We start from the raw sequence: 6,500 nt of genomic DNA, 5'->3' as shown, positions 1-6,500 counted from the left end.
GTTTGCCCTAATGCTGTTACAGTAATTATAAAATATAAGAATATAAGAATTACAGATTTCATAATGTTACCTTTTTGATATTCGTGTTATTGATAACATGTAAACATTATTTATTGTTCAATAAGCAAAATAAATATTAAAATATAAAATATGATGACATTAAGTCAAATCTGAAATACTCTGAATCTTCATCCTTGATTAATACTCAGACTGAGCGATAGAAGAATATTTTGGAAAATTTAAACTTAGCAAAACAAAAAAACATTTCACTTAGCAAACATCCAAATAACACACTACAAAACAGATAGTTAATAAACATAAGCCAATAAATAAAAAAAATGTTTTATAGCATGTAATTCATTAAATAAAAAATGGAAATGATCAGAATTGACCTATAGACCTTCTATAATTAGAGATCTGACTAATATATATTCATTAACAAATATTTGTAGAGGTTCTTTTCTGCCTTTTTTAATATCAAAAGAAAGATCTGATAAACCACATTATCAAAGCTTTTGAGAAATACATAAAAGCCTAGTTGAAAAAAGTTAGCATCTTTAAAACATAAAAGCTTATCACGGATTGTGATAAGCTTTTATGTTCTTTGCTGTATAAATAGTTTCGTTTATTTCTTTAAGATTATAATATGCATCTTGTTTACTAACTAAGCAATGGCAACCGATTCAGCATATTCTTAATTTTAATCGCTACTCGTGGCATCGGTTCAGCTATGGTAAGACCTACAACATCATATTCAGAAGCTATATCATTAATTACCCGCACAACTTCGTCAATTCTCATCCCATTGGGATCAGGACCTACTGCCGCTATTATCTCCGCAGGATCCAGTACATCCATATCAAAATGAATAACAACTTTCGAGACGTTTCTATCTTTTAGCCAGTCCATTATCAGAGTACTATTTTCTGCCACATCCGATGGAGATAAACCTTTTATACCTAATTTGTTTTGCCTTTCCTGCATACCTTCATCCCAAGAACGGAGCCCAACAATTAATGCTTTGGAAGCGTCCACTTTTCCTGGTAGAGCATTCAAAATATTCTCATCTCCCATCCCTAGACAAGCTGTTAATGCCATAGCATGATAGCCCTTATAATCGTCATACGGCAAGGTTACATCAGGATGTGCATCTATCCAAATAATAGCAATATCATCAGCATATTTCGCTGCCAGATAAGAAAATGGCACAACGCTCACTGCACAATCCCCACCGAGTGTTACGATCCTATCCGGATTATTCTTCTCAACAATTTTCAGAGCCGCTTGTGTTTGCTTCAAAATAACTCTGTAAGAACTGATTCCGTTTTCTATTTCCCTGTCATTTATATCCAATGAAACTGGAACTTCTTCAGTAGGCTGATCACTTACAGGAGCTAAAAAATTTAATAATTGTGCACCTAAATAATAACCACGAGACGAATCATCGGGAGCCAGATCAGGCATCCAATGAGCAACTATACCTCCTTGCCATTGAGGGTATATAAGACGAAGTGTAGATGTTTTATTTTCCATTTTATGATTATTATTTATGATTTTAAGATTCTTGATGAAAAATACAATTAACTACAATGGCTCTATTATCGAGCGAAGTGGGTTCTACCCCCTTTCACAAAATGCCTAGAAGTTTTACAATATGTATGATAAAAATCATACATATTATAAAACTATAATTTTTTAATTCATCTTTCAAATTAATGTCACTTTAAGCTACATTAAATCTATTCCTTTTTTCTTCATTTCGTCCCTTAGACTCACGCCTTGTTGAAAATGAATAGTGTGAAAACCTAGATTTTGTGCTGCCTCAATATTTATTTTATTATCATCTATAAAAAGAGAGTGTTGTGAATCTATTTCACATCTAGAAAGTAATCGCCTGTATATTTCGGGATTAGGTTTAATTACGTTTTCTTCACCTGAAACAATGATAGCATCCAATTCTTTAAAGAAAGAGTATCTTTCATAGACAAGTGGAAATGTTTCTGCAGACCAATTTGTTAATCCAAATAGCAAATATTCTGATTTCAATTCACTGATTAAAGCAGTGTTTTCTTCTATTTCTCCGCCAACCATATCAATCCAATGTGTATAGAACAATTCTATTTCCCTTTTATATTGCGGATGCTTGATAATTAATTCTGAAATACCATCTTTAAAAGATCTTCCTGCATCTTGTTTTTCGTTCCATTCATGATTGCAAACCTCATTTAAAAAGAAATTTAATTCAGACTCTTCTTTAAAAATGTTCTTATAAAAATATCTTGGATTCCAATCCAAGAGAACACCGCCAAAATCAAAAACTATATTCTTTATTTCTTTCATAATTTATTCTGCTATTTCTACGTAATTTCCTTCCGGGTCTAATACCACACTTTCATAATAGCCGTCTCCTGTTGTTCTCGGTTCGCTTGCAATCACATATCCATCACCTCTCAAGCGTTCGGTAAGAGCGTTTACCACATCTTTACCACCAACCGAAATAGCAAAATGAGCTAAGCCTTTCATAAAACCTCTACGTTCAGGACTGTCTGGCATATCAGGAATATGCATTAACTCAATTCGAGTCTTACTTTCGCCAAACGACAAGAAGTAAGCAGTGTAGTTTCTCATTGTGTTAATATATTTTTCTCCACAAGTAACTTCGAAATATTTTAGATAGAATTGACGAAGAAGTTCAATATCATCTACCCAAATTGCTAAATGTTCAATTTTCATATTCATATCCATTTATTTTTTTAGTATATTTAGTTTTCATCTGATGCAAAAATAAATGTAAACAAGTGACCCAAAAATGACCTGCGTCAATTTCGATCAGCACAGTGAAAAATTATTACTTTTGAGACTGATTATACGACTTGTAATAATGGAAATAATAAAAAAAATATTAGATAAATACGATGTAGTTTTTTCTGATGAATCAGTCGAGAAGCTAGCATCAATAATGGAAAGAAAAGAATATCAGAAAGAAGAAATAATCTTAGATAGAGATCAAACTTGCCATTTTCTATATATTGTTGAAAAAGGGATGATCCGCCAATTTTATTATAAGGATGGACGAGATATTACAGAACATTTCTCACCTGAAGGCTATGTTGCTACTTGTATAGAAAGCTTAATTATGAAAGAACCTACTAGCTTATTGGTTGAAGCGATAGAGCCATCGGTAGTTTATCTTCTAGATTATGCAAAATGGGAAACTCTATGTGATGAATACTCCGATATTAATAAACTATATAGACGTATTATAGAATATAAGTTAGTTGTTTCCCAAAGGAAAGCCGATTCTTGGAGATTTGAAAGCTCACGAGAACGTTACGAACGCTTTTGCCAAGAAAACCCAACCATAGCTAGACGTGCATCAATAGCCCATATTGCATCCTATCTTTTGATGAGCCCCGAAACCTTAAGTAGAGTGAGAGCTGGTATTTTGTAATGAATCCAACATAAAGCAAGTAAGTTTATTTTCATATATTCTCATAAAAAAAATCCAAAAAGGATGAATGACCTATTGAAAAGTAGATTGAATAACAATCTCCTTTTTGTGCTTTTTTGAAGTTTTAATTATTTTTCTACTCTACCATATAATCGATATAAATATACAGAAATACTGCATCAGTCAAATATTGCACTATTTGCTGATTCTCTCAATATAGCTAGTGGGGCTTTCGTTATAAAACTCTTTAAAGCATTTAGTAAAATAAGAAGGGGATGAAAATCCTGCTTCGTAAGCCACTTCTGAGATCGTTTTATCTTTTGAATTCAACAAATGTTTGGCATATTTTAAACGGATAATACGAATTAACTCATTGGGCGAATAATTCGTCAAAGACTTTATTTTTCTATATAATTGAGATTTAGATAACCCGATGCTTTTAGCAACATCATCCAAATTCAGCTCCGAATCAGAAATATGAGATTCTACATAATCTCTAAAACTATCAATGAAGTTTTGCTCGCTTTCAGCCAAGGACGTTTTCTTTGAGTCATTTATTAGACTGTGTCCAAAAGCTTCTTTTATTTTCTGCCTGTTTTCAATCAACTTCCTGACCCGTATATTTAATAAATTAGCATTAAAGGGTTTAGGTATATAAGCATCTGCACCACTTTCAAAACCGATGACTTTTTGCTCATCCAACGAGCAAGCTGTTAGCAGAATTACAGGTATATGGCTGGTCGAAATATTTTCTTTTAAATAATGACAGACCTCAAAACCATCTTTTTCGGGCATCATTACATCGCTTATAATGAGGTCGGGAATATACTTCTTTGCTTTTTTAAGCCCTTCAGCTCCATCTTCAGCTTCTATTACGGTGTACTCCTGATTGAGAATATGATACATAAAACTACGCATATCTGCATTATCTTCGATAATAAGTACTAGTGGTTTATCTTCTTTTGAATTGTTTTCGGGTAAAACTTCCTCATCTACAACCATCGAGTCTAACTCTAATCGAGCTTCGGTATAGCCCTTTTCATACGAGATTTGATTATTGTCCGAATAATCATGTTCCTGAGAAAAAGGTAGTAACACATAAAAAGTAGTGCCCTTACCATCTTTACTCTCAACATATATTTTACCTCTATGAATATCAACTAAAGTACTTGTCAAAGCTAGTCCTATTCCAGTACTGCCATCACGAGAATCTAGTTTATAGAAACGATCGAATATATTATGCAATTCTTCCTGAGCAATAAAAGAGCCACTATTAAATACCGAAAGCTTTGCATATTCAACATCTGATATAATCTCTTTTCTTAAGGTTATAACTATTCTACCTCCTGCATTGGAATGTTTGAGAGCATTTGATAACAAATTGAAATATATCTTCTCAACTTTTTCTTTATCAAACCACATCAAAAAGTCAGAATCATCTGCCTCAACTGACAGCTGAATTTGCTTTCTCTTTATAGAATCATAAAAAAGTGGAGTTAAGTCATTTAGAAAAATACTCAAATCATTATGACTAAAATTAGTCTTCATTTTTCCATTCTCGTAACTTCTGAATTCTATTATCTCAGAAATAAGATGTAACAAACGATTACTATTACGTTTCACCAATGTGAGTAGTTCCCTTTGATCTGTAGTCAATTTATCAGTAGCAAGTAATGCTTCCACAGGACCTAAAATAAGAGACAAGGGTGTCTTAAATTCATGAGAAATATTGGTAAAGAAAACCAATTTAGCATGGGTAGCCTCTTCCAATTGCTTGGATAGAGATATTAGTTGTTCTTTTTGTTCTGTAAGAATTTCTGCCTGACGTTTTATTTCCTCATTTTGTTTTTCCAATTGAGTATTAGCTCTGCTTTTAGCTTTGTAAGCCTTATAGGCTAGAAATAATAGTAACGTAATCAGACATAAAGCAATCAGTGAAATATAAAAAAGAGTACGTTGATTAGAGTATTGGAGCAGACTCTTATCTAAAAGCCTATTCATTTTATCGAACTTGAATTGATGCTCGAATATCTGATTAGTCTGCAATTGTAGCACACGTACATTACTCTTGTCTACAACTGCTGTATAAAGAATATTCTCTTTATCAAAAGATTCTTTGTTTAAAATACGGTTGGCAATATCAATGACCTTATCTCCTCCTGTGGGATAAATAAAGGAAGCATCTATCAACCCCTTTTGAATACTTTCAATACCTCCACCCTCACCAGAGAGTGCGTCTATACCAACAATAAATGGAGACTTCCCACTATATTTCATAGCTGCATTGTGTACACCTAATGCCATAGGATCATTCATCGCAAAAACCAGGTCAATCGACTCATGGTTTTTAAAGACTTCTTCCATTTGCTGTTCTGCTACATTTTTCAAGAAGTCACCCCGTTTTTCAGCTATAATCTTTATACTAGGATATTTTCCGATAGCATCCATAAAGCCTTTGTATCGTTCAGCATCTGCTGTTGATCCTTTCCATCCTCTCATTACTACTACATTTCCTTTTTCTTTCAAGACATCGGAAACATATAAACCAAGCTCATAGGCAAGCTGATAATTATCAGCACCTACATAAGCGGTATAATCATCAGTATCTATTTTTCGGTCTAAAAGAATAACGGGAATACCCGACCTATAAGCTTTCTGTATAATGGGAGTAATTGCTGTGGACTCATTAGGAGAAACAACGAGAAGATCTACACCTGCATCAATAAAAGATTCAATATCTTTTATTTGTTGCTGGGTATCATCTTTTACCGTTTTTATTTGAACTTGCATGTTCTGAAAGAAAGAAGCTTCCCTCAAAATCTCTCCATTAACAGTTTCCCTCCATAAGTCGTCACTACATTGCGAAACACCAACCACATATTGCGACTTCTTATCTAATCGGCATGCAGTTTGGATAATCGAAAGCAAAATACAAATAACTAATAAGGTCTCAGACCTTTTTATTACTTTGGTAAAAAAATAGCCTGAGGTAGTTATAGTTTTAAGATGTAACAATAAATATTTAATACTACTTACTATATTTTTCATG

The 6,500-nt window shown here is 33.0% G+C and carries 5 protein-coding genes; 1 reads left to right on the top strand and 4 read right to left on the bottom strand.

What is annotated here, in order from left to right; all coding sequences use genetic code 11:
• Window positions 1–660 precede the first annotated feature (660 nt).
• The 3 genes from HGC4_RS18290 to HGC4_RS18280 all read right to left on the bottom strand — a co-directional run bounded on the left by HGC4_RS18290 (window position 661) and on the right by HGC4_RS18280 (window position 2,733).
• Window positions 661–1,533 carry an arginase family protein gene (locus HGC4_RS18290; RefSeq protein WP_050711580.1) on the bottom strand — a complete coding sequence of 291 codons (873 nt, stop codon included), beginning with the start codon at window positions 1,531–1,533 and terminating at the stop codon, window positions 661–663.
• Window positions 1,534–1,728: 195 nt separating this feature from the next.
• The gene (locus HGC4_RS18285; protein WP_050711579.1) at window positions 1,729–2,340 is read right to left on the bottom strand and encodes an HAD family hydrolase; all 612 of its coding nucleotides are present in this window, start codon (window positions 2,338–2,340) and stop codon (window positions 1,729–1,731) included.
• Between the two features lie 3 nt (window positions 2,341–2,343).
• Window positions 2,344–2,733: a VOC family protein gene (locus tag HGC4_RS18280; RefSeq protein WP_050711585.1), complete on the bottom strand. Its 390-nt coding sequence runs from the start codon at window positions 2,731–2,733 to the stop codon at window positions 2,344–2,346.
• Between the two features lie 148 nt (window positions 2,734–2,881).
• Here HGC4_RS18280 and HGC4_RS18275 point away from each other — a divergent pair, with 148 nt between their 5' ends.
• Entirely contained in the window at window positions 2,882–3,451 is a 570-nt protein-coding gene (locus tag HGC4_RS18275) for a Crp/Fnr family transcriptional regulator (protein ID WP_050711584.1), read from the top strand.
• A gap of 195 nt (window positions 3,452–3,646) precedes the next feature.
• On the opposite strand, the gene HGC4_RS18270 is transcribed toward HGC4_RS18275, so the two are convergent.
• Entirely contained in the window at window positions 3,647–6,499 is a 2,853-nt protein-coding gene (locus HGC4_RS18270; protein WP_082204241.1) for a substrate-binding domain-containing protein, read from the bottom strand.
• Window position 6,500 lies beyond the last annotated feature (1 nt).

Source organism: Dysgonomonas sp. HGC4, assembly GCF_001261715.1.
Classification (GTDB): domain Bacteria; phylum Bacteroidota; class Bacteroidia; order Bacteroidales; family Dysgonomonadaceae; genus Dysgonomonas_A.
This window is presented reverse-complemented; position numbering and strand designations above follow the sequence as displayed.

Excerpts from the sequence above, each read along its gene's own strand:
- HGC4_RS18275 (WP_050711584.1), top strand. The coding sequence starts at position 2,882 with ATGGAAATAATAAAAAAAATATTAGATAAATACGATGTAGTTTTTTCT.
- HGC4_RS18270 (WP_082204241.1), bottom strand. The coding sequence starts at position 6,499 with ATGAAAAATATAGTAAGTAGTATTAAATATTTATTGTTACATCTTAAA.
- HGC4_RS18290 (WP_050711580.1), bottom strand. The coding sequence starts at position 1,533 with ATGGAAAATAAAACATCTACACTTCGTCTTATATACCCTCAATGGCAA.
- HGC4_RS18280 (WP_050711585.1), bottom strand. The coding sequence starts at position 2,733 with ATGAAAATTGAACATTTAGCAATTTGGGTAGATGATATTGAACTTCTT.
- HGC4_RS18285 (WP_050711579.1), bottom strand. The coding sequence starts at position 2,340 with ATGAAAGAAATAAAGAATATAGTTTTTGATTTTGGCGGTGTTCTCTTG.